Below are 1,200 nucleotides of genomic sequence, written 5' to 3' on the forward strand. Positions count from 1 at the left end.
CCCCGCCCGCCCCGCCGTCCCCGGACGCCGCGGCCCGATAAGGCCCGACAAGGAGAGCGCCGTGCAACGCGACATCTACACCGAGGAGCACGAGGACTTCCGGGCGACCGTCCGGGCCTTCCTCGCCAAGGAGGTGCTGCCGCACTACGACCGCTGGGAGCGGGCCGGCATCGTGGACCGCTCGGCCTGGCTCGCGGCCGGCCGGCAGGGCCTGCTCGGGATCGCCGTCCCGGAGGAGTACGGCGGCGGTGGCAGTGCCGACTTCCGCTACGCGGCCGTGCTGGCCGAGGAGTTCGCCCGCGCCGGCGCCGCCGGCCTGGCGATCGGCCTGCACAACGACATCATCGGCCCGTACCTCACCTCGCTCGCCACCGAGGAGCAGAAGCGCCGCTGGCTGCCCGGCTTCTGCAGCGGGGAGCTGGTCACCGCCATCGCGATGACCGAGCCCGGCACCGGCTCCGACCTCCAGGGCATCCGCACCCACGCGGTCGACCGGGGCGACCACTACCTGCTCAACGGCGCCAAGACCTTCATCTCCAACGGCATCCTCTCCGACCTGGTGGTCGTGGTCGCCCGCACCACCCCCGAGGGCGGCGCGCGCGGGCTCAGCCTGCTGGTGGTCGAGCGCGGCATGCCCGGCTTCGAGCGCGGCCGCAACCTCGACAAGATCGGGCAGAAGGCCCAGGACACCGCCGAGCTCTTCTTCGAGGACGTCCGCGTCCCCAAGGAGAACCTGCTCGGCGAGGAGCACCAGGGCTTCGTGTACCTGATGCAGAACCTCGCCCAGGAGCGGCTCACCATCGCCGCCTCCGCGATCGCCGGCGCCGAGCACCTGGTGGAGCTCACCACCGGGTACGTCAAGCAGCGCGAGGCGTTCGGGCGGCCGCTCGCCAAGCTCCAGCACGTCCGCTTCGAGATCGCCGAGCTCGCCACCGAGTGCGCCGTCACCCGCGCCTTCGTGGACCGCTGCATCACCGAGCACAACCGCTACGCGCTCACCCCGGCGGACGCCTCGATGGCCAAGTGGTGGGCCACCGAGCTGCAGAAGCGCACCGCCGACCGCTGCCTCCAGCTCCACGGCGGCTACGGGTACATGGCCGAGTACCCGGTCGCCCGGGCGTTCACCGACGGCCGCATCCAGACCATCTACGGCGGGGCCACCCAGCTCATTAAGGGGATTCTCCGCCGCTCCCTCCCCGG

Annotated in this window: 1 protein-coding gene; it reads left to right on the forward strand. The window is 72.2% G+C overall.

What is annotated here, in order from left to right; translation table 11 throughout:
* Positions 1–61 precede the first annotated feature (61 nt).
* Positions 62–1,200 (forward strand): acyl-CoA dehydrogenase family protein (locus tag MCM47_RS41140; protein ID WP_238951874.1); only part of this gene is annotated, 1,139 nt, incomplete at its 3' end.

The organism is Kitasatospora sp. A2-31 (genome assembly GCF_022288725.1).
Lineage (GTDB): Bacteria > Actinomycetota > Actinomycetes > Streptomycetales > Streptomycetaceae > Kitasatospora.